25 protein-coding genes are annotated in these 21642 nt (G+C 56.0%); 17 read left to right on the top strand and 8 right to left on the bottom strand.

All coding sequences use genetic code 11. From position 1 onward, the window contains the following. The first annotated feature begins 2 nt into the window (after window positions 1-2). Window positions 3-356 (top strand): gamma-glutamylcyclotransferase family protein, encoded by a 354-nt coding sequence (locus LZU96_RS03125; RefSeq protein ID WP_233987022.1) that lies wholly within the window; start codon window positions 3-5, stop codon window positions 354-356. 59 nt (window positions 357-415) lie between these two features. Here the strand turns inward: LZU96_RS03125 and ppa are convergent, their stop codons facing one another. From ppa to LZU96_RS03140, 3 genes are all read right to left on the bottom strand, one after another. Next, window positions 416-946 (bottom strand): inorganic diphosphatase, encoded by a 531-nt coding sequence (ppa, locus tag LZU96_RS03130; RefSeq protein WP_003855519.1) that lies wholly within the window; start codon window positions 944-946, stop codon window positions 416-418. Between the two features lie 100 nt (window positions 947-1046). Then, window positions 1047-1496: a DUF441 domain-containing protein gene (locus LZU96_RS03135; RefSeq protein ID WP_233987023.1), complete on the bottom strand. Its 450-nt coding sequence runs from the start codon at window positions 1494-1496 to the stop codon at window positions 1047-1049. A gap of 64 nt (window positions 1497-1560) precedes the next feature. After that, window positions 1561-1971 (bottom strand): lysozyme inhibitor LprI family protein, encoded by a 411-nt coding sequence (locus LZU96_RS03140; RefSeq protein ID WP_233987024.1) that lies wholly within the window; start codon window positions 1969-1971, stop codon window positions 1561-1563. A 171-nt stretch (window positions 1972-2142) separates the two neighbouring features. On the opposite strand from LZU96_RS03140, the gene LZU96_RS03145 reads away from it, so the two are divergent. Together LZU96_RS03145 and LZU96_RS03150 are read left to right on the top strand one after the other, a co-directional pair. Beyond that, window positions 2143-3702 carry a methyl-accepting chemotaxis protein gene (locus LZU96_RS03145; protein WP_233987025.1) on the top strand — a complete coding sequence of 520 codons (1560 nt, stop codon included), beginning with the start codon at window positions 2143-2145 and terminating at the stop codon, window positions 3700-3702. Between the two features lie 192 nt (window positions 3703-3894). Continuing rightward, on the top strand, window positions 3895-4581 hold the full coding sequence (locus LZU96_RS03150) for a hypothetical protein (RefSeq protein WP_233987026.1): 687 nt from the start codon (window positions 3895-3897) through the stop codon (window positions 4579-4581). A 22-nt stretch (window positions 4582-4603) separates the two neighbouring features. On the opposite strand, the gene fbp is transcribed toward LZU96_RS03150, so the two are convergent. Continuing rightward, window positions 4604-5611, bottom strand: a complete 1008-nt coding sequence (gene fbp, locus LZU96_RS03155) for a class 1 fructose-bisphosphatase (protein WP_094120585.1) — start codon at window positions 5609-5611, stop codon at window positions 4604-4606. A gap of 168 nt (window positions 5612-5779) precedes the next feature. On the opposite strand from fbp, the gene mpl reads away from it, so the two are divergent. Both mpl and LZU96_RS03165 read left to right on the top strand, forming a co-directional pair. Then, window positions 5780-7132, top strand: a complete 1353-nt coding sequence (mpl, locus tag LZU96_RS03160) for a UDP-N-acetylmuramate:L-alanyl-gamma-D-glutamyl-meso-diaminopimelate ligase (protein ID WP_233987027.1) — start codon at window positions 5780-5782, stop codon at window positions 7130-7132. A 353-nt stretch (window positions 7133-7485) separates the two neighbouring features. Beyond that, window positions 7486-8226, top strand: a complete 741-nt coding sequence (locus LZU96_RS03165) for an oligogalacturonate-specific porin KdgM family protein (protein WP_233987028.1) — start codon at window positions 7486-7488, stop codon at window positions 8224-8226. A 40-nt stretch (window positions 8227-8266) separates the two neighbouring features. Here LZU96_RS03165 and yjgA read toward each other — a convergent pair whose 3' ends face one another. Then, on the bottom strand, window positions 8267-8809 hold the full coding sequence (yjgA, locus tag LZU96_RS03170) for a ribosome biogenesis factor YjgA (protein ID WP_233987029.1): 543 nt from the start codon (window positions 8807-8809) through the stop codon (window positions 8267-8269). 114 nt (window positions 8810-8923) lie between these two features. Here yjgA and pmbA point away from each other — a divergent pair, with 114 nt between their 5' ends. The 11 genes from pmbA to LZU96_RS03225 all read left to right on the top strand — a co-directional run bounded on the left by pmbA (window position 8924) and on the right by LZU96_RS03225 (window position 18636). Beyond that, on the top strand, window positions 8924-10264 hold the full coding sequence (pmbA, locus tag LZU96_RS03175) for a metalloprotease PmbA (protein WP_233987030.1): 1341 nt from the start codon (window positions 8924-8926) through the stop codon (window positions 10262-10264). A gap of 67 nt (window positions 10265-10331) precedes the next feature. Further along, window positions 10332-10718: a cytochrome b562 gene (gene cybC, locus LZU96_RS03180; protein ID WP_233987031.1), complete on the top strand. Its 387-nt coding sequence runs from the start codon at window positions 10332-10334 to the stop codon at window positions 10716-10718. Window positions 10719-11014: 296 nt separating this feature from the next. After that, window positions 11015-11350, top strand: coding sequence for a glycine dehydrogenase (locus LZU96_RS03185; RefSeq protein ID WP_233987032.1), 336 nt, complete (start codon window positions 11015-11017; stop codon window positions 11348-11350). 13 nt (window positions 11351-11363) lie between these two features. Continuing rightward, window positions 11364-11720, top strand: coding sequence for an SFCGS family glycine-rich protein (locus LZU96_RS03190; protein ID WP_009087404.1), 357 nt, complete (start codon window positions 11364-11366; stop codon window positions 11718-11720). Between the two features lie 2 nt (window positions 11721-11722). Continuing rightward, window positions 11723-12022 (top strand): DUF4312 family protein, encoded by a 300-nt coding sequence (locus tag LZU96_RS03195; protein WP_233987033.1) that lies wholly within the window; start codon window positions 11723-11725, stop codon window positions 12020-12022. A 131-nt stretch (window positions 12023-12153) separates the two neighbouring features. Then, window positions 12154-12930 carry a DUF4311 domain-containing protein gene (locus LZU96_RS03200; protein ID WP_094120579.1) on the top strand — a complete coding sequence of 259 codons (777 nt, stop codon included), beginning with the start codon at window positions 12154-12156 and terminating at the stop codon, window positions 12928-12930. Window positions 12931-12942: 12 nt separating this feature from the next. Continuing rightward, window positions 12943-13584 carry a DUF4310 family protein gene (locus LZU96_RS03205; protein ID WP_094120578.1) on the top strand — a complete coding sequence of 214 codons (642 nt, stop codon included), beginning with the start codon at window positions 12943-12945 and terminating at the stop codon, window positions 13582-13584. A 43-nt stretch (window positions 13585-13627) separates the two neighbouring features. Beyond that, window positions 13628-14758 (top strand): amidohydrolase/deacetylase family metallohydrolase, encoded by a 1131-nt coding sequence (locus LZU96_RS03210; RefSeq protein ID WP_233987034.1) that lies wholly within the window; start codon window positions 13628-13630, stop codon window positions 14756-14758. Then, window positions 14742-15863 carry a DgaE family pyridoxal phosphate-dependent ammonia lyase gene (locus LZU96_RS03215; RefSeq protein WP_233987035.1) on the top strand — a complete coding sequence of 374 codons (1122 nt, stop codon included), beginning with the start codon at window positions 14742-14744 and terminating at the stop codon, window positions 15861-15863. Before LZU96_RS03210 ends, LZU96_RS03215 begins: the two co-directional genes overlap by 17 nt. Continuing rightward, window positions 15860-16600: a 2-dehydro-3-deoxy-phosphogluconate aldolase gene (dagF, locus tag LZU96_RS03220; protein ID WP_233987036.1), complete on the top strand. Its 741-nt coding sequence runs from the start codon at window positions 15860-15862 to the stop codon at window positions 16598-16600. Before LZU96_RS03215 ends, dagF begins: the two co-directional genes overlap by 4 nt. 125 nt (window positions 16601-16725) lie before the next feature. Further along, on the top strand, window positions 16726-18636 hold the full coding sequence (locus LZU96_RS03225; RefSeq protein WP_233987037.1) for a BglG family transcription antiterminator: 1911 nt from the start codon (window positions 16726-16728) through the stop codon (window positions 18634-18636). 37 nt (window positions 18637-18673) lie between these two features. On the opposite strand, the gene LZU96_RS03230 is transcribed toward LZU96_RS03225, so the two are convergent. Next, the gene (locus LZU96_RS03230; RefSeq protein ID WP_233987038.1) at window positions 18674-19573 is read right to left on the bottom strand and encodes a LysR family transcriptional regulator; all 900 of its coding nucleotides are present in this window, start codon (window positions 19571-19573) and stop codon (window positions 18674-18676) included. Window positions 19574-19702: 129 nt separating this feature from the next. Between LZU96_RS03230 and LZU96_RS03235 the strand changes: the two genes are divergently transcribed. Next, on the top strand, window positions 19703-20407 hold the full coding sequence (locus LZU96_RS03235; RefSeq protein ID WP_233987039.1) for a pirin family protein: 705 nt from the start codon (window positions 19703-19705) through the stop codon (window positions 20405-20407). A gap of 53 nt (window positions 20408-20460) precedes the next feature. Here LZU96_RS03235 and dolP read toward each other — a convergent pair whose 3' ends face one another. Further along, window positions 20461-21033, bottom strand: a complete 573-nt coding sequence (dolP, locus tag LZU96_RS03240; protein WP_233987040.1) for a division/outer membrane stress-associated lipid-binding lipoprotein — start codon at window positions 21031-21033, stop codon at window positions 20461-20463. 14 nt (window positions 21034-21047) lie between these two features. After that, window positions 21048-21635 carry a DnaA initiator-associating protein DiaA gene (gene diaA, locus LZU96_RS03245; protein ID WP_233987041.1) on the bottom strand — a complete coding sequence of 196 codons (588 nt, stop codon included), beginning with the start codon at window positions 21633-21635 and terminating at the stop codon, window positions 21048-21050. Window positions 21636-21642 lie beyond the last annotated feature (7 nt).

Raw genomic sequence — 21642 nt, forward strand, 5'->3', positions numbered from 1 at the left:
CAATGCGAATAATTGTCTACGGCAGTTTACGGCGCAAACAGGGAAACAGTCACTGGATGACGAATGCGCAATGGCTGGGTGATCACCAGATTGAGGGCTTTGAGCTTTTCAGTCTGGGCCATTATCCCGGCGTGATTGAGGGCAATGGAGCGGTACAGTGTGAAGTGTACCGCATTGATGCCTCAACCCTTGCGGAGCTGGATGCGCTCCGTACCAAAGGGGGAGAGTACAAACGTCATCTGATTCAGACGCCGTTTGGCAGCGCATGGCTTTACGTTTATCAACGCTCAGTGGCAGGTCGCCAGCGTATCCTGAGCGGAGACTGGCTAAAGCGTGATGAGGAGCCAGAGGCCTGAACAAAAACACCGTCCAGTTGGACGGTGTTTTTTTTTCGACTTACCGGCTGACAGCAGAATTACTTCTTCTGTGCGCGCTCGTAAGAGGAGATGATTTCAGCTTTGGCCGCTTCGGCATTATCCCAGCCATCCACTTTAACCCATTTGCCTTTTTCCAGATCTTTGTAGTGTTCAAAGAAGTGGGTGATCTGTGCGCGCAGCAGTTCTGGCAGGTCGTTCACATCTTTGATGTGATCGTACTCTTTAGAGAGTTTGGTGTGCGGAACCGCAACCAGTTTGGCATCTTCGCCAGACTCGTCGGTCATTTTCAGCACGCCAACCGGGCGGCAGCGGATCACTGAGCCTGGTACCAGTGGATACGGGGTCGGAACCAGTACGTCAACCGGATCACCATCCAGTGACAGAGTGTGGTTGATGTAGCCGTAGTTGCACGGATAGAACATGGCGGTAGACATAAAACGGTCTACAAACAGGGCACCAGACTCTTTATCAACTTCATATTTGATCGGATCGGCATTGGCCGGGATCTCAATGACAACGTAGATATCTTCTGGCAGGTCTTTACCTGCTGGCACCTGGTTCAAACTCATCGGGCATTCCTTCAGTAGTCGTATGTTGAGTGTCGGCTATTATAGCCAACTGACTCTGAAAGTATGCCCTCTTTTTGGCGTTTCGGAATGCACCCTAACGCTACTTAGCCGTCACAAACAGCGAAACTATCCCGGCCGCAATCAGCGGTCCGACCGGCACGCCACGGAAAAACGCCACGCCGATCACCGTACCAATCAGCAAGCCGCCGATGACTGAGGGCTGTACGCTCATAAAGTTAACGCCGCGTCCGCCCAGCCAGGCAACAAAAATGCCGACCAGAATCGCCACGATCGACTTCCAGTTGGCAAAAGATTTGAGTAACGCGGCTGCAGGCAGCGATCCGCTGGCCAGCGGTGCCATCACCGCCACGGTAAGAATAATGATGCCCAACGTAATGCCCTGCTTCTCCACGTAGGGGAAAAACTGCGCCAGCGGCGTGATCTTGATCGCCAGCAGCACCAGAATAGAGATAGTGACGGCGTTGTTGTGTACGAAATAACTGAGAACGGCGAGGCAGATCAGAATAATGGTCGAGGCATAAGCAGCCATGGTTTCTCCCTGAAAGTGAACACGTACGCTGACGACATCAGCCCGCGGATAATCCGGACGGTGATTAACAATCATCCGGGTTGGCGCAACTGCCTTGACTCAGCGATTGCAACATCAATGCCTGATTACGCACCAGGCTCAGGTTCTGTGCGCCCAGCGCGACGCTACCCAGCGTACCCTGATCGCTCAGCCGACTGCGGCTCGCGGCCAGCCAGCTGTCGCGGTAGCTGAGCCAGGCTCGCTGCGCCTGACGCAACTCTGTTTTCGAATCGCCGGTTAACTGATTCATCAGTTTGCCATACTGATTATTCATCTCCTGATCCCAGGCTTTACTGGCGGCGGCATAACATTGATTCATCGCCTGGGTGGTAGTCGCACCCTCCAGGCAACGATTAAGCGCGGCATCAGCAGGCAAATCCTGCGCCATCGCCACTCCGCTGGCAAGCAGCAGAGCCAGAAGCCATCCTGTTTTCATTATTCTTCTCCGGGGAACGCATCAGCGGCGATTAGCTTGATGGATGTCTCCGTGATGATCAAGCCGTTAACCATTCATTAAGGTTAAAGTTTAGCGAGGTGATGGCCGATACCTGTTCCGTTTTAGGGCCGCTGGAAATTTCGCCTTTTCTCATACACGGAAACTATCAAGATGAAACAGTTATCACTTCGCACGGGGTTGCTGGCATTGCTGGCATTTATGACACTGCTGCTGTTGGCGGTGAGTTTTATGGGTATCGTGGCAATCAACAAAGGGAACCGCTCGCTGGACGTGATCAACCGCATTCAGGGGGTTGAATTGAACAGTCTCTATCAGAGCAACGCCGATTTAATGCGCGCCCGCGCGAATGCGGCGCTGGCGGTACGGAAAATTGAAATTGGCTTGCTGGAAGAGGGCGCCGCGGTCACTAAACTGGCGCAGGCCGATGTGGTGGCATCACAAAAGAGCCTGAAGCGCTTTGTTGATGCGGGCACCGTCACGGCACACGGCAAAACGCTGGCGGATGCCGTGGCGGGCAGCTACAAGGCCTATCTTGAGCAGGGCATCAGGCCGATGATGAGCGCGCTGGATAAGCAATATACCGACGAATATTATCAGCTGCTGGAAGGCAACCTGGCCGCACTGGCCGCCCGCTACAGCAAAGCGGTGGACGATTTCGGTCAGTACGCGGATCAGGTGACCGCAGCCCAGCTGGATCAGGCGGCCTATAACGAAACCAAAATGAAAATTCTGATCGCAGTGGCGGTGGTACTGACGTTGCTGCTGTTAGTGCTGGCCTGGCAACTGCTGCGCCGGATGTTGCTCCAGCCGCTCAACAGCGCCATCGTCCATCTGGAACAGGTGGCGGCAGGGGATTTATCTCAAGCCCTGTCCGCGGCGGGCAACAATGAACTGGGCCGGCTCAATCATGCGCTGGCAGAGATGCAGCAGGCGCTGCGCGCGTCGGTCAGTCAGGTGCGTGAAGCCAGCCTGCAGATCGACATCGGCAGCCGTGAGCTGGCTGCCGGCAACGTCAATCTGTCGCAGCGCACCGAAGAGTCCGCGGCCTCGCTGGAGCAGACGGCGGCCAGCATGGAGCAGTTAACCGCCACGGTACGGCTTAACGCCAGCAACGCGCAGCAGGCGCATCAGCTGGCGAATGCGGTGTCGGATACGGCCGATCGCGGCGCTGAGGTGGTCTGCTACGTAATGGAGAAAATGCACGAAATCACCGACAGCGCCAACCGTATCGGCGACATTCTCAGCGTGATTGACGGCATCGCCTTCCAGACCAATATTCTGGCGCTGAATGCGGCGGTTGAAGCGGCACGCGCCGGTGAACAGGGCCGCGGCTTCGCGGTGGTCGCGAATGAAGTGCGCACCCTGGCGCAGCGCAGCGCCAACGCTGCCAAAGAGATCCGTACGCTAATCGGCGACTCACAATCCCGGGTTAAAGAGGGCAGCGAGATGGCGACGCGAGCCGGAGAGACCATGGATGAGATCTCGGGTGAAGTTATGCGCGTCACGGCGCTGATGAAAGAGATCTCTATGGCTTCTGATGAGCAGAGCCGCGGCATTGAACAGGTCAACCTGGCGGTGACGCAGATGGATGAAGCCGCGCAGCAGAACGCCGCGCTGGTGGAGCAGGCGACGGCAGCGACCCAGTCGCTGGAAGCGCAGTCTGGTCAGCTACAGGCGACTATGGCGCAGTTCCGCTTGCAGCCTGAGTAACACTGATGAGCGCATCCTCTATGCGCTCATTATCCCGCTGTTTTTTGCGTCTTATGCTGCGCCTGTCTCATAAGCAGTTTCCCCGCATCTCCCTCGCCGACGGTTTCTCCTTAGCCTGAATGGTGTTCAGTCCGGACCTTATTCGCTAACATTGCCCGCAGACCATCATGTTACAGAATCGGGAGCAAAGACGTGTACGCTTCAGTTATTGAAAACCTCGACAAATTATTGTCCACATATGAACATTCACCGCTCTTTTTTATGTTAATAGTGGGTCTGTTTTTTGTGGCGGGGATACTTCGCTGGCTCGCTAAGAATATAAAGGGCGAACACCTCTTCCAGCATACAATTAATAATAAAATGCGGTTCATAAAGAATGAACTCTGTGATGGGTTAGTGAGCGAGCGGGAACAAGCGCAGCTGACAAGCCGTTATATCACCCTGTTAAACCAGAAAATATATGGGGTAAAAAATAGCGCCATTCAGCAAGAAGTTATTAAAATTATCGATACATCCAGCGAAATCACAAATTTTAGATATTTTGCCGTACATCAGTATACGCTTAGCCTCAGCCGTAACGGCCGATTATACTTTAATAGAGAGAAGATAAATTCCCGGTTCTTTACTGCTATTGCGCTGTTAATCTGCAGCCTGTGCCTGCTGGCTCTGGGCTTTTTGATGATTTATGCGAGCCTTTTTATCGGGCTGGTGGTCTGCACGTTGAGTCTTGTTTTATATTTCGCCGGGCTGGATCACTTTCCGGCTAACCCACGTATGCGTAAGCGGGCAGAAGAAGAGATAGAAAAGTATTACCAGCATTGTGATGCCAGCGATAGCCGCGAAACGGAAAAAAATAAGCCTGCATTAAGCAGGCTTTGAATATGTCACTACCGACGCCAGATTATCCCTGACGGCAATCCGGGAACTCGGCCAGGAAACGCTCAACGTCGTTAACCATCGCCTCATTGCCGCAGTAGAACGGGCAGCGCTGATGCAGCGTGACCGGTGGAATATCCAGAATACGTTTCTGACCATCGCTGGCCTTACCGCCCGCCTGCTCAGCCAGGAACGCCATTGGGTTGCACTCATACAGCAGACGCAGCTTACCTTGCGGATGGCTGGCGGTGCTTGGATAGAGATAGATGCCGCCCTTGAGCAGGTTACGGTGGAAATCAGCGACCAGCGACCCGATATAGCGGGACGTATAAGGACGGTGTGTCGCGATATCCTCTTCCTGACAGAACTTCAGATATTTCTTCACGCCCTGAGGGAAACGGATGTAGTTACCTTCGTTAATCGAATAGGTATAACCGGTTTCCGGGAAGGTCATCCGCTCGTGGCTGAGGCAGAAGACGCCCAGTGACGGATCGTAAGTAAACGCATGTACGCCCGCGCCAGTGGTATAAACCATCATGGTCGATGAACCGTACACCACGTAACCGGCAGCGACCTGCTTGTTGCCAGGCTGCATAAAGTCAGCTTCGACCACCGGCGTACCCGGCTCGCTGACGCGGCGATAGATAGAAAAGATGGTACCGACAGAAACGTTAACGTCGATATTCGATGAACCATCCAGTGGGTCCATCAATACAACATATTTACCGTTTTCTTCACCTTCAAAGATAACGAACTCGTCCTCTTCTTCAGACGCGATACCGGCGACGATGCCACGGGCTTTCAATGCCGCTTTCAGTTTTTCGTTGGCGAACAGATCTAACTTCATCTGCTGCTCACCCTGAACATTCTCAACCCCACTGGCACCGAGAATATCCACTAAACCGGCTTTATTGATGTCGCGGTGGATAATTTTGGCACCCAGCTTGATGGCTGAAATCAGCGCCGTCAGTTCACCTGTGGCGTGCGGAAAGTCGTGTTGCTTCTCGACGATAAATTCGCCCAACGTTTTCATAACACATTCCCTGAATCTTCGATGGAGTGGCAGCATGCGTAACAGTCTGCCAACGTATGCGTACGCAGTTTAGCCGATTGAACTTCAAAAACCATAGTCCTAATCCGTTTCTTCCGTCTTCGAGCGGCGTTACACTGTGCGCCGAACTTTTGAGTAATGGATCTCGTTATGCGCATTCACATCCTTGGGATTTGTGGCACTTTTATGGGCGGTCTGGCGATGCTGGCCCGTTCGCTCGGCCATCAGGTGACCGGTTCGGACGCCAATGTTTATCCGCCAATGAGCACGCTGCTTGAGCAGCAAGGCATTGAATTAACAGAAGGTTACGACGCAGGCCAGCTCGACCCGGCGCCTGACTTAGTGATCATCGGCAATGCTATGACGCGCGGCAATCCTTGTGTGGAAGCGGTACTGGAACGCAACATTCCTTACCTTTCTGGCCCGCAGTGGCTGCACGATTTCGTGCTGCGCGATCGCTGGGTGCTGGCAGTGGCAGGAACCCACGGCAAAACCACCACCGCCGGCATGGCAGCGTGGATTCTTGAGGCCTGCGGGCTGGAACCCGGCTTCATTATTGGTGGGGTGCCGGGAAATTTCGACGTTTCCGCAAAATTAGGAAAAAGTCCATTCTTCGTTATTGAAGCGGATGAGTACGATTGCGCGTTTTTTGATAAGCGCTCCAAGTTTGTCCATTACTGCCCGCGTACCCTGATCCTCAATAATCTTGAGTTCGATCACGCCGATATATTTGACGATCTGCGGGCGATCCAGAAGCAGTTCCACCATCTGATCAGGATCGTGCCGGGACAGGGCAAGATCCTGCTGCCCGAGAACGATCACAACCTCAAACAGGTCATGGCGATGGGCTGCTGGAGTGAGCAGGAGAACGTTGGCGATCACGGTCGCTGGCAGGCCAGGAAGCTCACCGCGGATGCCTCGCACTGGGAAGTGTGGCTCGACGGTGCGAAAGTGGGCGAAGTGAACTGGTCGCTGGTCGGTGAACACAATATGCATAACGGGCTGATGGCGATTGCGGCAGCGCGGCATGTTGGCGTGAAGCCGGAAGATGCCGGCCAGGCACTGAACAGCTTTATTAATGCGCGTCGCCGGCTGGAGCTACGCGGCGAGGTCAACGGCATCAAAGTCTATGACGACTTCGCCCATCATCCGACCGCGATTCTGGCTACCCTGGCGGCGCTGCGCAGCAAAGTGGGCGGCACGGCACGGATTCTTGCGGTGCTGGAGCCCCGCTCCAATACCATGAAAATGGGCGTGAACAAAAACGAGCTGGCGCCCTCACTGGCGCGCGCTGACGAAGTCTTCCTGTTCCAGCCGCATCATATCCCGTGGCAGGTCTCAGACGTTGCTGACGCCTGTATGCAGCCTGCACACACCACGGCGGATATCGATACGCTGGTCTCAATGATCGCTAAAGCGGCACAGCCGGGGGATTCGATCCTGGTGATGAGCAACGGTGGTTTTGGCGGCATTCATCAGAAATTGCTGGATAAGCTCGCCTGAGTTAATAAGCGCCCGAATCGGGCGCTTATTTTATTATTATCTTTCTCATTTAATGATTTATTTAATCAGAAACAACGCCGCATAATTTGAATGTGATCTGCATACTCTTCCTGCTGTTGCCATATTGATCAACTTTCTGTCTAAAGCAGAAAGGCTTATCCCGTCAATAATTCCTAGCATCGTCTTTGTCATCATCGGATTAATAAACGGACTTTACGTTAATGAAATAATTAACCGGTGTTTATGATGTGCGCTTTATTATTTTGGCACGCTAATTTAAACGTACGTTAATTTTGGGTTAATTGAATGCGTTAAATTTAATGGCCCTGATGATTATGAATAAGGATGTTGTCATGGGAAAGAACAGATTACGGCGCGTCGCGCTGAGCATCATGCTACTGACCACTTCTGCCGCCGCGCTGGCGACGGCCACCGTCGATTACCGACATGAGTATCGTCTTCGGGATCGGACCCATTACGATAAGCTGGGGCTGAGCACCACGCTGCCGGATAATATGTGGCTTGGGGTTGAAACCAAATTTAAAACCGGCGGCGCCGATCCCAAAGATAAATATTATAACGACACGGTGTTAAACGTAGTGGAAGTGACCTTTCTGAAATCGTACTTCTGGGGAAACTGGACGCTATCGCCTTTTATTCAGCCGGAGTTTAACTCTTCACGCACCGAATGGAAGTTTGGTGTGGCGCCCTGGTATAAAGTTAATGAAAGCTGGTCTCTTGGTGGGCTCTACCGACTGGAACTGACCGATTATGCGCACGACGATCAATGCCGCACCGGCGGAATCGATTATTGCGATACCGATCGGCACCGTACCGCTAACCGGTTTGATCTCTATCTGCGCAATAAAACCGATCGGCTGACCACCACCTACAAGCTGGTCTATAAACATGCGGATGCCCGGCTATTTGCTAACCGGCATGATGATTATGAGCAGGAATTACAGTTCGACTATGCGCTCGGCGATCGGCGCGTCTGGGTGCCGTATGTGACCTTTGGCGATATTGGTCGCTCGGCCACCTCCAGCGAACGCCAGTTGCGATTGCGGACCGGCATTCTCTACATCTATCGCTAAGCAGCCTGAAGGCGGGCGATCCTGCCCGCCCCGACATCGCTTAGCTTTCGGCCAGCTCGCGCAGATACTGAAAGATCTGTCGCGCAGATTTCGGCGGCTTGTTGCCCGCTTTCTCTTTCTGCGCATTGCGGATCATGCTGCGCAGTTGCTGACGATCGGCCTGAGGATAAAGGGCGATCACATCCGTCATCGCATCATCGCCTTGTTCAATCAGGCGGTCACGCAGCATTTCCAGTTTATGGAACAGCGCAACCTGCTGGTTATGGCGATTATTGAGCTTATCCAGCGCGACGCGGATCGGCTCCACATCAATACTACGCAGCAGTTTACCGATCAGCTGCAACTGACGGCGGCGACCCTCTTTCTTGATGCGCTGTGCCAGTTCGACTTCGGCACGCAGGCGCTCATCCAGCGGGATTTTATCCAGCGAGTTTTTACCCAGATCAACCAGTTCGGCACCCAGGCGTTTCAGCTCTTCAGCGTCGCGCTTTATTTCGCTCTTGCTGACCCAGATAATCTCTTCATCTTCTTCTTCATGATTATCTGGCACATCGTCGAGCCACTCATCGGGCTGTTTGGTCATTAGTGGACTCCCAAAAAAAGAGGCTAATCCTACCAGTTTATCGGGTGACTGCGAAATTGTTCTCTGACTCTGATAGACTCAAATCATACATACATAAGATTAGACGGCAGGTCGATGAACGTATCTACTCAGGTTGCAGAACAGCGAAAAGTGTTGGAGCAGGCGATTGCGCAGGCGCTCGAACTGGCTAAAGCAAGCACTGACAGCGCGGAAGTGGCGGTCAGTAAAACCACTGGCATCGGCGTCAGCACCCGCTATGGTGAAGTGGAAAACGTCGAATTTAACAGCGACGGCGCGCTAGGCATCACCGTTTATCATCAGAATCGTAAAGGCAGCGCCTCGTCGACCGACCTCAGCCCGGATGCGATCAAGCGTACCGTGCAGGCGGCCATCGATATTGCGCGTTATACCTCACCTGATCCCTTTGCCGGTCCGGCAGATGCTGACCTGCTGGCGTATGACGCGCCCGATCTGGATCTCTACCATCCGTGGGAGATCGATGCCGATCGCGCCATTGAACTGGCGGCGCAGGCGGAACAGGCGGCGCTGCGGGCAGACAAGCGCATCATCAACACCGAAGGCGGCAGCTTTAACAGCCACGTCGGCATCAAAGTATTTGGTAACAGCCACGGTATGTTGCAGAGCTACTGCTCCAGCCGTCACTCGCTCTCCAGCAGCGTGATTGCCGGGCAGGATGGCAACATGGAGCGCGATTACGCCTATACCATTGGCCGCGCATTTGAAGATTTGCAGAGCCCGGAGTGGGTGGGTGCGGAATGCGCACGTCGTACGCTGTCGCGTCTGGCACCGCGTAAACTCTCTACCATGAAAGCACCGGTGATTTTTGCATCTGAAGTGGCCACCGGTCTGTTCGGTCATCTGGTTGGAGCGATCAGCGGCGGCAGCGTTTACCGCAAATCAACCTTCCTGCTGGATTCGATGGGCCAGCAGATCCTGCCAGAGTGGCTGACGATTAATGAGCAGCCGCATCTGCTGAAAGGGCTGGCATCGACCCCGTTCGACAGCGAAGGCGTGCGCACCCAGCCGCGCGACATCATTAAAGATGGCGTGCTGCAAACCTGGTTAATGACCAGCTACTCAGCCCGTAAACTGGGCCTGATCAGCACCGGTCATGCTGGTGGCATTCATAACTGGCGTATCGCTGGCCAGGGCCACAGCTTCGACGATCTGCTGAAGCAGATGGGCACCGGTTTAGTGGTGACCGAGTTGATGGGACAGGGCGTCAGCGCCATTACCGGCGATTACTCACGCGGCGCGGCCGGTTTCTGGGTTGAGAACGGTGAAATTCAGTATCCCGTCAGTGAAATCACCATTGCCGGCAACCTGAAAGAGATGTGGCGCAATATGGTGACCATCGGTGATGACATCGAAACCCGCAGCAATATCCAGTGCGGCTCGGTGTTACTGCCCGAAATGAAGATAGCGGGACGATAAGAAAGATGGATTCTGAAAGCAGCCGGTTGGCTGCTTTTTTTTCATCACAATAAGAAAGGAAAGAGCGATGCGTAAGCATGTGATTGCAATGTTGTCTGCTTCTCTGTTGTTCTCCAGTGCCAGCCTCTATGCGGCCGATCTGGAGCAGGATATGGATACGCTGAATGCCAATCTGAAGATCGTCAAAAAAACCGACGATGCACAGGAGATGCAGCAGGCGCTGACCAAAATGCGTACCGCAGCGCAGGATGCGCGACAGGGCACGCCGGATAAGCTGGAAGGCCAGCCGGCTGACAGCCCACAGGTGAAAGATTTCCATGCCGGTATCGACTCGCTGATCGCGCAGATCGATGTGGTCAGTGCGCTGGCGAAAGCCAACAACGTGGATGGGGCGAAACGCGAAGCCGCGAAGTTCGACGACATCCGCAACGCCAACCATAAGAAATTCCGTTAACGCCAGCGCCGGTCACCCCTGACCGGCGTTTTTCCATCATCACTTCTGCTTATTACCCGGCGTATTGCCACTTTCTCCGATCCATCCCACCGCACAGCCTGCGCACCTTATCCGCCCCATTTACGCATTTCACGCATTCTGCGATCTGTGTCGCACTAAGCGTGCAGCCTGCGATCTGGCGCACAGGCCTCACCTCGATTTCCACTTGATGCTGGAAATGTTGCGTCTCCACAGGCCGTGCTATCAGGGGTAATTTATTTTTAACGCGAATTATCCGGTCTGACAGGAGTAGCAAGGTGAGCAATAACGGCGTTCCGGTGCATGAAGCGCCACCGGAGAAAGTGCAGCAGCTGGCTGACAGGGTGATGGCGCAGATTGCGACGATCTACCAGCAGCACGGTATTGAGCCGAATGCGGTTCAGCAGCAGATGCTGCTGTCACATGTCGGAGCAATGGCGTCGCGTTCGCTGAGCGGTGAACCGCTGCCAGAAGTGGAAGCCGAGCTGTTTGAGGATATCCCGCCGGAAACGCTGCAGCTGGCGCAGCAGGTGGTGGATCTGTTTGGCAATCTGCCACGCGAAGAAGCATGGCTGCTCTCGGTGCATATCGAAGTTGCCCGATCAAACAACTGATGAGGAAGTGAACATGGTAACTGTAGTGATTGGCGATCGTTTAGGTAAAGGGCAGAAAGTCGCGGCAGGTATCGAGAAAGCCGGTGGACGCGCGGTCGTGGTACCCGGCGTGGCGGCAGACATGAAGCTCGGCGACGTGATGAAGGCGGAAAACGCCGACTTCGGCATTTCGTTCTGCGGCAGCGGCGGCGCAGGTGCGATTACCGCCCAGAACAAATATGGCTACAAGGCGAAACATGGCATGCGATCCATCGACGAAGGCGTCACCGCCATCAACGAAGGTGCCACCGTATTGGGTTTCGGTTTCATGGATAAAGAAGAGCTGGGCGAACGGCTGGTGCAGGCCTGGAACAAGAAGCACGGCAGCTGATCATGAAAGAACAATACGTTACGCAGGTGACGGTAGAGGGTAAAGGCGACAGCAAAGCGAAAGCCTTTGCCGATGCCCTGAGTCGCGTACAGAACCAGGTTCTGCGCGCGACGCAAAAAATTCTGCTGCGCATTGAGCCCCAGGATGTCCGGGTGCTGCGCGCACAGGAGAGCGTCAGAACCGAGAAATTTCTGTTCTTCTTTTTGGCGCGTCAACGGCGGAGCTACAGCGTCGAGCTGGAGATCACCGTCAGCGTCACCGTTTTCGACACCGAACAGGTGGCGTTTATCGTGACACCGTAAAAACAGAACCTTTTCACGTCAGAAAGCCGCTTGTCCGACGACGCGCTGGCCGTTTGTCACGCGACGGGCAGGCTGTGGCAAGGCGACGGCTGAGGCGTGCCGGGTAAAAACGACAACAAAGGTACAACAACATGTTTTTAATCATTTTGTTTAAGTCGTTGATCATTGGGGGGCTGGTGGGCGTCGGCGTCGGTGCTGGCGCGGCGCGGATGTTTCACGCGCCCACCACTCAGGGAATGGGCGCTTTTCGTACGCTGGGGGAACTCAACTCGTGCGAGGGCGATCCGGCTTCTCACTTCTCCTTTGGTCTTGGCTTCTTCTTTAACGCCTGGGCATCTTCTGTTGCAGCCGGATCGTTCACCCAGGATGTGGACCACCGCATCATTCCAAACTGGGGCGCCGCGGCGCTGATGGTCAAAAACCGCAACGTGGCGGAAACGCTGCACAACCCGAAAAAGATGGCTATCGCCTGCGGCATTATCGGCATGTTCGTGGTGGCCTTCCTCAACTCTACGGCATCAGCCGTACCGGCGGCGCTGCAGGTTACCGCAGTGAAAGTGCTGGTACCGGCGGCTAACCTGCTGGTCAATACCGTTATGCCAGTGATCTTCTGGCTGGCAGCGATCGATGCGGGTCGCAAATCGGGCTTCTGGGCCACCATTTTTGGCGGTCTGGCGCAGCTGATCATGGGCAACGCCGTACCTGGACTGGTACTGGGTATTTTGATCGGCAAAGGCGTGGAAGAGAGCGGCTGGAACCGGGTCACTAAAGTGATGATGACCGCCATTGTATTGCTGTTTGTTCTCAGTGGCTTCTTCCGCGGTTTCGACATGAAGTTGTTGCAGTCATTTCAGCTCGGCATCCCTGGCTGGCTCGATATGATCCACAACTCAGTCAGTGGCAAATAAGAGGCGATGCTGATGAACGAAAATAAAGGCTTCTGGTACGCCGACTGGTCATTCCCGATCTTTGTTGGCCTGCTCTCATCCGGCGTGTTTGCCGGTACGCATATGTATTACCTGTATGGCATCGGCGCCTTCAACGAGGTGGCATTTGTCTCAATGCTGCGTGCGGGCATGGAAACCGGCGTCTACGGCGCGGTCGCTGCATTCGGTGCCAGCTTCCTGTTCGCCCGCATCATTGAGGGATCGCTGGTCGGTATTCTGGATATCGGCGGTGCGATTCAGACCGGTGTCGGGCTGGGTGTACCGGCACTGTTGCTGGGGGCGGGCATCGTCTTCCCGGTGGCCAACTTCGCCGCCTCGCTGGCGACGGGCCTGGTGATCGGTGTGGCGATTGGCTACCTGATTATTCTGGCGCGTAAGTTCACCATCAATCAGAGCGACTCCACCTACGGTGCTGACGTGATGATGGGTGCCGGTAACGCCTCTGGCCGCTTCCTTGGACCGCTCATCATTCTGTCAGCGATGGCGGCGTCGATTCCGATTGGCCTCGGGTCGCTGCTGGGTGCGTTGCTGTTCTACCTGTGGAACAAGCCGATCACCGGCGGAGCCATCCTCGGTGCGATGATCCTCGGTGCGATTTTCCCCATCGCGCTCTGATGTCACCGGCGGCCCGGCAACGGGCTGCCGTTAAGGAGTCCCCATGTTCGATTTAATCATTCGCCGTGCGCGCCTCTGTGATGAACGGGTGGTGGATATTGCCGTACTGGACGGCAAAATTGCGGCCATCGGCGAAGTAAACGGCCAGGCACGCAGCGAGCGCGATCTGGCTGGCCGCGACTACCTCAGTGCAGGCTGGATCGATTCCCACGTTCACTGCTACCCAAAGTCCCCGATTTACCATGATGAAGCCGATGCTATCGGCGTCAGTCAGGGCGTCACCAGCGTGGTGGATGCTGGCAGCACCGGCGCGCAGCACATTGATGATTTTTATCAGCTGACGCGCGCCGCGCAGACTCAGGTCTATGCGCTGATCAATATCGCCCGCACCGGCATTGTTACCCAGAACGAACTGGCTGATATGTCACAGATTGATGGCGAGGCGGTGGCGCAGGCGGTGGCGCGACTGCCCGACTTTATCGTCGGCCTCAAGGCGCGTATCAGCAGCAGCGTCGTGGGTAAAAACGGTGTTCAGCCGCTGGTGAAAGCCAAAGCGATCCAGCAGGCGGTGGGCGGCCTGCCGCTGATGGTCCACATCGGTAACAATCCGCCCGATCTGGCGCAGATTGCCGATTTGCTGACCTCTGGCGACATCATCACTCACTGCTTTAACGGTAAACCCAACCGCATTCTGACGCCGCAGGGCGAGCTGAAAGCGGCGGTAAAACAGGCGATGGCCCGTGGCGTCAGACTGGATGTGGGTCACGGCAGCGCCAGTTTCAGTTTTGAGGTAGCCCGTGTCGCCATCGCGCAGGGCATTCTGCCCGACACCATCAGTTCCGACATCTACTGCCGCAATCGGCTGACCGGACCGGTTCACAGCCTGGCGCACGTGATGTCGAAATTTTTCAGCGTCGGCATGACGCTGCCGCAGGTGATTAACTGCGTCACCGCCCACGCGGCGGACGGACTGCGCCTGACGCGCAAGGGCCGGCTGGAAGTCGGTTACGACGCCGATCTGACCATTTTTACCGTGAAAGAAGAGACCCGACCCTTTATCGATTCAGAAGGTGAACAGGTCGCGGGTGAGCAGCATCTGGTCCCGCTGGCGGCAGTGGTCGCTGGCCGGTGGATCGCGATTAAAGAAGGAGCAGTGAATGAGCTCGGTATATGAAAAGTATGGCCTGAAGCCGGTGATTAACGCCTCTGGCCGTATGACGATTCTTGGGGTTTCAACTCCGAGCAGTGATGTGATCGATACGGTGAAATATGGTCTCGATCACTACTTCGAAATGAAGGATCTGGTGAACAAGACCGGCAGCTACATTGCCGGATTACTTGGGGTAGAGAATGCGCTGGTGGTCTCCTGCGCCTCCGCCGGCATCGCTCAGAGCGTGGCGGCGGTAATCGTCAAAGATAACGACTGGTTGCTGGACAATCTGCACGCGGCACCACTCAGCGTGCCGCATCATATCGTGGTGCCGAAAGGGCATAACGTCAATTATGGCGCGCCGGTCGGCAGCATGGTGACGCTGGGCGGCGGACATCTGGTGGAAGCGGGCTACAGCAATGAGTGTTCGCCAGCGCAACTGGCGGCGGCGATCACTCCGCAGACTGCCGCGATCCTCTATGTAAAATCGCATCACTGCGTACAGAAAAGCCACCTCGACGTGGCGCAGGCGGCGGCAGTGGCACGTCAGCATGGCGTGCCGTTGATCGTCGATGCGGCCGCAGAAGAAGATCTGCAATGTTATTACCAGGCGGGTGCGGATCTGGTGATCTACAGCGGCGCAAAAGCGATCGAAGGCCCGACCAGCGGACTGGTGATCGGCCGTCATGACTATGTCGAATGGGTAAAACGCCAGACCAACGGCATTGGCCGCGCGATGAAAGTCGGTAAAGAGGGCATTCTTGGCCTGACGCAGGCGATTGAAAACTATCTGACTCAGCCGAAGATCAGCGGCGCGCAGATGGTGGAAAAGATGACGCCGTTTATTGACCAGCTTAATCAACTCAACGGCGTCACTGCCCGCGTGGTGTGGGATGCCGCCGGACGGGATATCGCCCGTGCCGAGATCGCCTTTGATGAAGCCACGATCCGACAGCGCACCGGCGATCTGGTACAGGCGCTGAAAAACGGTGAGACCGCCATCTACTTCCGTGGCTACAAAGCCAACGAAGGGATCATTGAGGCGGACGTACGCAGCGTCAGTGCCGATCAGTTACAGACCATTTTTGCCCATATTCAGGCACTGTTAACCGGAGAGAAAAACGCATGACGCTGACACCCCATTTTTATCAGGATCGCCTGTGTCTCAACGTACTGGCGGGATCGAAAGAGAATGCGCGCGCTATCTGGCAGGCGGCAGAAGGACACGTACTGGTCGGCGTTCTGTCGAAAAACTACGCCAGCAATGAGGCGGCGATCGCGGATATGCGGGAATATGCCGCGCTGATCGACAATGCGCTGTCGGTCGGCCTCGGCGCGGGCGATCCGGGTCAGTCGCAGATGGTGAGTGAGATCTCCGCCGTGCTGCAACCGCAGCATGTCAACCAGGTGTTTACCGGCGTCGCCACCAGCCGTGCGCTGCTGGGTCAGTCGCAGACGGTGGTTAACGGGTTAATCTCGCCCACTGGCACGCCGGGCAAGGTAAAAATCTCCACCGGACCGCGCAGTGCGAAAAGTGATGACGCGATTGTCCCGATTAGCACCGCCATCGCGATGCTGCAGGACATGGGCGGCAGTTCAGTGAAGTATTTCCCGATGGGCGGACTGCAGACGGTGGAGGAGTATCGTGCCGTGGCGGATGCCTGCGCCAGACAGGATTTCTGGCTGGAGCCGACCGGCGGTATCGATCTGGATAACGTTGAACAGATCATTCGTATCGCGCTGGACGCCGGCGTCAGTAAAGTGATCCCGCACGTCTACAGTTCGATTATCGATAAAGCCAGCGGGGAAACCCGGATTGAAGATGTGCAGCAACTGCTGGCAATCTGTAAAAAGCTGCTGGCCTGAGGAGCCTCGTCTGACGCCAGCCCGTTGAATGGCGGGCGTCAGGCAATATGGACGTTGCCCCACGATCCCCGTAGGCTGACGGCTGAACGCCGGCTTTTTCCAACCGCAGCAACAGGTAAACCATCGTGAGATTTCCCAATCAGCGCCTTGCGCAACTGTTTGATGCCCTGCAAAACGAAACGCTGCCTCAGGATGAACTGGCGCGGCGTTTTGCCGTGTCGACGCGCACCGTGCGCACTGACATCACCGCGCTGAACGCGCTGCTGGCGCAGCACGGCGCGCAGTTTATTCTGAACCGTGGTGCAGGCTATCAGCTAAAGGTTGAGGATGCTCAGCGTTTCCAGCATCTGCAACAGCAGACTGCGTCACCGCTGCGCGTGCCGCGCACCTCGCCAGACCGTATTCGTTATCTGCTGACCCGGTTTCTCACCGCAGCCTACTCCATCAAGCTGGAGGAGCTGGCGGAAGAGTGGTTCGTCAGCCGCGCCACCTTGCAAAACGATATGGCCGAAGTGCGGGAGTGGCTGGGGCGCTATCACCTGACGATTGAGAGCAAACCGCACTACGGTATGAAGCTGTTTGGCAGTGAAGTGGCGATTCGTACCTGCCTGACCGATCTGCTGTGGGAGATCGATCAGGCGCAGCCTGACAGCCCGCTGCTGACCATCGAAGCACTGAACAGCGGGATGCTCGATACGCTGCGTCCCTTGCTGCAAAGCTGCTTCGCCCAGCACAATATCCGCATCAGTGATGAAGGCGAGCGCTACCTGCGGATCTACTGTGCGGTAGCGGTCCGGCGCATCAGCGAAGGTTATCCACTCAACGATCCCGGTGCTGAAGAAATTGGCGACGAAGTGCGGGAAGCGGCGCACCAGCTGATCACCCTGATGCGGCCGCTGGTGAGTAAGCCGATCTCACCTGCCGAAGAGAACTGGCTGCGGGTCAATATCGCCGCGCGGCGCATCCAGGCCATCGCACCCAGCGCGATCAATGCGGATGATGCTGACGCCCTGGTCGCTTATCTGCTCAGTTTTATCAACACCCATTACAACTTCAATCTGCAAAACGACCAGCAGCTGCGCGCCGATCTGCTCACCCATATCAAAACCATGATTACCCGGGTGCGCTACCAGATTCATATTCCTAATCCGCTGCTGAGCAACATTAAACAGCACTATCCGATGGCCTATGATGTGACGCTGGCGGCGGTGACCAGCTGGGGGAAATATACCCCGTATGTTATCAGCGAGAACGAGATCGGCTTTCTGGTGCTGCATATCGGGGTCGGACTGGAGCGTCACTATGATGTCGGCTATCAGCGTCATCCGCAGGTGCTGCTGGTGTGCGACAGCGGTAACTCAACTTTACGGATGATTGAGGCGATGCTGCTGCGCAAATACCCGCAGCTGCAGGTGACGGCCCGCTTGTCGCAGCGGGAATATGAGGCGCGCAGCCGCATTGATGAAGATTTTGTGATCTCTACCACCCGGCTCAGCGAAAAAGAGAAGCCGGTGGTGGTGATGTCGCCATTTCCGACCGGCTTCCAGCTGGAGCAGATTGGCAAGCTGGTGCTGGTGGATCGTACCCGACCCTATATGTTGGCAAAATTTTTTGATGCTCAGCATTTTCACATTGTCGACCGGCCGATGACCCAGTCTGCGCTGTTCCGGCAGCTCTGCGATCAGCTGGAAGCGGAAGGCTATGTTGATGCGGCATTTTATCCGTCGGTGGAGGAGCGTGAGGCGATCGTCAGCACCATGCTGGGTGAAGGGATTGCGCTGCCGCACTCGCTGGGGCTGCTGGCGAAGAAAACCGTGGTTTATACCGTGCTGGCGCCGCACGGCATCGCCTGGGGTGATGACACGGCCTACGTCATTTTCCTGCTGGCGATCAGCAAAAGTGAATATGAAGAAGCGATGGCGATCTACGACCTGTTCGTGACGTTTCTGCGTGAAAGAGCGATGACCCGGCTGCGCGACAGTACGGACTTCGCCTGCTTTAAGGCGGTGGCGATCGACTGTCTCAGCCGGTCATAGCTGGCATTTTCTCCCCGGCGGTGCGGGGAGCGCAGCATCAGCTCTTTTTCGCCAGCAGTCGCGGGATCTCGCGCAGACACCAGGCTTTGGCTTCACCCATGCTGTCACGACGCCACGCCATAATGATATCCACTTCACGGGTGTATTCCGGACTCACAACCCGCAGGCGACCTTCGGCAATATCCTGCTCAACCAGCGAATAGGGCATGGTGGCGATGCCCAGGCCCGCCAGCAACGCACGGCGCTTGTCTTCCATGCTGCTGACCGTCAGGCGCTGTTGCTTATCCAGCAGCTGTACGGTCAGCACCGGACGCTCACGCGCCGTGTCCGCCACCGCAATGCCGCGATATTTCACCCGCGTCACTTCCGACTGCGGTTCTGGCTCGTTATGAATCGGGTGGTCGGCGCTGGCGACGTAGACGCTCATCATGGTGTAGAGCTTGCGGGTATTGATTTCGGTCGAGGCGCGAAAGTGCAGATCGGGCGCGATCACAATGTCAGCCCGTCCCTGTTCCAGCCGCTCCCACGCGCCAGCCAGCACTTCAGTGACCAGCGAAAACTGGGTGTTGGCTTTATCTGCCAGCCGCGTCACCAGCGGAAACAGCGCTTCGGTCGGCACCAGCGCCTCGGTGACGATGGTCAGATGGGTTTCCCAGCCGCGCGCCAGGGCTTCCGCATCGGTGGTCAGCTTATCGGCCGCTTCCAGCAGCACCCGGCCTCGCTCCAGCAGCATGCGTCCCACGTTGGTAAATTTGGTGCGGTGACCGGAACGGTCAAACAGCACCACATCCAGCTCCTCTTCCAGCTTTTGCATGGTGTAGCTGAGCGCCGAAGGCACCCGCCCCAGTTCGTCAGCGGCTGCGGCAAAACTTCCGCGTCGATCAATCGCATCCATAACGCGTAAAGATTCAAGGGTTAACGCACGCTCTTTAGCCATCCCGGTTCTCTGTCAGGAAATTTGAACATGCCAGGCAGATTAACTGGCTAACAATCCGGCGTCCAGACTTTTACCATATGGGTATAAAGTCCGTGGCCGATCCTCGCCACCGGATGCTGGAGGTAAATCATGATAACAACACGCAGTGCGTCCGCTTGTGGTCAGGCCGATTTCGGTTGGTTGCAGGCGCGCTACAGTTTCTCTTTTGGCCACTATTTCGATCCCAAACTGATGGGCTATGCCTCGTTACGCGTCCTGAACCAGGAAGTGCTGGCTCCGGGTGCCGCCTTTCAGCCGCGCACCTATCCGCAGGTCGATGTGCTGAACATCGTGCTGCAGGGTGAAGCGGAATACCGCGACAGTGAGGGTAACCACATCATTGTCAGGGAAGGGGAAGCGCTGCTGCTCTCGGCCCAGCCTGGCGTCAGCTACAGCGAAATCAACCCGAGCAAAGATCGCCCGCTGACGCGGATGCAGCTGTGGCTGGCCGCCTGTCCGGAGCGGGAAAACCCGCGGATGCAGAAAATCGTGCTGTCGGAGGGAAAAACCGCGCAGTTGCTGGCCTCGCCGGACGGCACGGATGGCAGCCTGCAACTGCGGCAGCAGGTGTGGATTCATCAGGTTGAGCTGGCTCCCGGTGAACAGCATTCGATGCGGTTAAACGGACCCCGCGCCTATCTGCAATCGATTCATGGCTCGCTGGAGGCGATCTCCGGGACTGAGTATCAGGAGAAGCTGGGCTGTGGTGATGGCGCATTTTTGCAGGAAGAGCAACTGCTCAGGCTGACTGCCAAAACGGCAACTCAGGCGCTGGTTATTGATATTCCGGTCTGAGGATTCAGCGATAAGAAAAGGCGGCCAGGGCCGCCTTTTTGCTGTCCGGAGGTTTACTTCAGCATGGTGAAGGCGGTGGTTACGTGCTTCACGCCGCTCACCCGACTGGCCACATCGGCCGCCGCCTGCGCTTCCTGCGGCGTCACCAGACCCAGCAGGAACACTTCGCCATTTTCGGTGGTGACTTTGACGTTGGATGATTTCACCTGATCGCTGCCCAGCAGCTGCGAACGGATCTTGGTGGTAATCCAGGTATCCGAAGAGGAGGTCCCCAGCGTGACTTTCTGGCCGATACGAATTTCGTTATAGACCTCGGTTGCGCCATCAACACCCATGGTGATCTGTTTGGCACGATCGGCGATCTCCTGCGAAGGGGCCTGACCCGTCAGCAGCACTTTGCCCTGATAAGCGGTGGCGATCACGCGGGCATCACTTTTGATTTGCTGGTCTTTGGCTAAGGCGTTAGAGACGCGTAATTCCAGCGTGCCATCATCAACCTGGGTCCCGACGGTGCGGGGATCGGTGGCGGTTTTGGTGGCGACAGCGGCGCTGCCAGCAACCACGGCAACACAGCCTTGCAGCAGCATTGCGGCTAACAGAATGGCTACAGCGTTCAATGCTTTCATTGGTGCTCCTTCGGTCATTCCTGGTGTGGAAACAGGGTATTATCAATCAGATCGCACAAGCAGTTCAGGGTTAGCATATGCATCTCCTGAATGCGGGCACTGCGGTGCGACGGGATGCGAATTTCCACATCCTGCGGACCTAACAGTCCGGCAAGCTCTCCGCCATCATACCCGGTAAGCGCAACGATAGTCATATCGCGTGTAACGGCGGCCTCAACGGCTTTAACGATGTCACGGGTATTACCGCGGGTGGAGATAGCCAGCAGCACGTCGCCCGCCTGACCGAGTGCCCGCACCTGTTTGGCGTAAACTTCATCATGCAGGCGATCGTTGCCAATCGCGGTCAGCATCACGTTGTCGGCGCTTAACGCCAGTGCCGGTAAGCTGGGACGCTCGGTTTCGAAACGATTGATCATGCTGGCGGCAAAGTGTTGCGCATTGGCTGATGAGGCGCCGTTGCCGCAACTCAGGATTTTATTGCCGTTCAGTAACGACTGCACCAGCGTCATTGCCGCGCGGGAAATGGCATCGGGCAGCGCCTCAGCGGCGGCAATCTGGGTCTGGATACTTTCAGTAAAACACGCTTTAATTCTGTCCTGCACACGACCA

The organism is Pantoea agglomerans (assembly GCF_021397715.1).
GTDB classification, from domain to species: domain Bacteria; phylum Pseudomonadota; class Gammaproteobacteria; order Enterobacterales; family Enterobacteriaceae; genus Pantoea; species Pantoea astica.

Coding starts and splice junctions, on each gene's coding strand:
- LZU96_RS03125 (WP_233987022.1), top strand. CDS start 3: ATGCGAATAATTGTCTACGGCAGTTTACGGCGCAAACAGGGAAACAGT.
- ppa (WP_003855519.1), bottom strand. CDS start 946: ATGAGTTTGAACCAGGTGCCAGCAGGTAAAGACCTGCCAGAAGATATC.
- LZU96_RS03135 (WP_233987023.1), bottom strand. CDS start 1,496: ATGGCTGCTTATGCCTCGACCATTATTCTGATCTGCCTCGCCGTTCTC.
- LZU96_RS03140 (WP_233987024.1), bottom strand. CDS start 1,971: ATGAAAACAGGATGGCTTCTGGCTCTGCTGCTTGCCAGCGGAGTGGCG.
- LZU96_RS03145 (WP_233987025.1), top strand. CDS start 2,143: ATGAAACAGTTATCACTTCGCACGGGGTTGCTGGCATTGCTGGCATTT.
- fbp (WP_094120585.1), bottom strand. CDS start 5,611: ATGAAAACGTTGGGCGAATTTATCGTCGAGAAGCAACACGACTTTCCG.
- mpl (WP_233987027.1), top strand. CDS start 5,780: ATGCGCATTCACATCCTTGGGATTTGTGGCACTTTTATGGGCGGTCTG.
- LZU96_RS03165 (WP_233987028.1), top strand. CDS start 7,486: ATGGGAAAGAACAGATTACGGCGCGTCGCGCTGAGCATCATGCTACTG.
- yjgA (WP_233987029.1), bottom strand. CDS start 8,809: ATGACCAAACAGCCCGATGAGTGGCTCGACGATGTGCCAGATAATCAT.
- pmbA (WP_233987030.1), top strand. CDS start 8,924: ATGAACGTATCTACTCAGGTTGCAGAACAGCGAAAAGTGTTGGAGCAG.
- cybC (WP_233987031.1), top strand. CDS start 10,332: ATGCGTAAGCATGTGATTGCAATGTTGTCTGCTTCTCTGTTGTTCTCC.
- LZU96_RS03190 (WP_009087404.1), top strand. CDS start 11,364: ATGGTAACTGTAGTGATTGGCGATCGTTTAGGTAAAGGGCAGAAAGTC.
- LZU96_RS03195 (WP_233987033.1), top strand. CDS start 11,723: ATGAAAGAACAATACGTTACGCAGGTGACGGTAGAGGGTAAAGGCGAC.
- LZU96_RS03200 (WP_094120579.1), top strand. CDS start 12,154: ATGTTTTTAATCATTTTGTTTAAGTCGTTGATCATTGGGGGGCTGGTG.
- LZU96_RS03205 (WP_094120578.1), top strand. CDS start 12,943: ATGAACGAAAATAAAGGCTTCTGGTACGCCGACTGGTCATTCCCGATC.
- LZU96_RS03210 (WP_233987034.1), top strand. CDS start 13,628: ATGTTCGATTTAATCATTCGCCGTGCGCGCCTCTGTGATGAACGGGTG.
- LZU96_RS03215 (WP_233987035.1), top strand. CDS start 14,742: ATGAGCTCGGTATATGAAAAGTATGGCCTGAAGCCGGTGATTAACGCC.
- dagF (WP_233987036.1), top strand. CDS start 15,860: ATGACGCTGACACCCCATTTTTATCAGGATCGCCTGTGTCTCAACGTA.
- LZU96_RS03230 (WP_233987038.1), bottom strand. CDS start 19,573: ATGGCTAAAGAGCGTGCGTTAACCCTTGAATCTTTACGCGTTATGGAT.
- LZU96_RS03235 (WP_233987039.1), top strand. CDS start 19,703: ATGATAACAACACGCAGTGCGTCCGCTTGTGGTCAGGCCGATTTCGGT.
- dolP (WP_233987040.1), bottom strand. CDS start 21,033: ATGAAAGCATTGAACGCTGTAGCCATTCTGTTAGCCGCAATGCTGCTG.